Source organism: Salmonella sp. NW1250 (assembly GCF_051812965.1).
Classification (GTDB): domain Bacteria; phylum Pseudomonadota; class Gammaproteobacteria; order Enterobacterales; family Enterobacteriaceae; genus Salmonella; species Salmonella enterica.
In genome coordinates, this window is sequence record NZ_JAMNDD010000056.1 from 1 (window position 1) to 362 (window position 362).

The following is a 362-nucleotide window of genomic DNA, read 5'->3' on the forward strand; positions in this document are numbered from 1 at the left end:
TGGCGATTCTCAAGGAATTTGAGACCAATCTGCGGGAACAGCGCCACGGTGAGGACGTCGTCAATGGCGTTTCCCGCAAGCTGGATGCCCTTCTCCTGCGCCTGGCGCCTGACGTCCGCTTCCAGTTCAGCCAGTTCCGGTTTGAGTAAATCCGCCGGACGGCAGGTCACCGGGGCTGCCCCTTCCAGCACGCGGGCCTGCAGTGCCGCGTTCACCGGCACCGGGGTGTGGCCGTATTCGCCTTTCAGAATGCCCGCCGTTTCTTTGGCAATGGTTTTGTAGCGTTCGCCGGTCAGGACGTTGAGCACCGCCTGGGTGCCGACAATCTGCGAGGTGGGGGTCACCAGCGGGATAAAGCCGAG

At 62.7% G+C, this 362-nt stretch carries 1 pseudogene; it reads right to left on the reverse strand.

The annotated features are described in order from the left end of the window. Positions 1–362: pseudogene (locus tag NBA72_RS24230) on the reverse strand (sodium-extruding oxaloacetate decarboxylase subunit alpha); the annotation flags it as partial.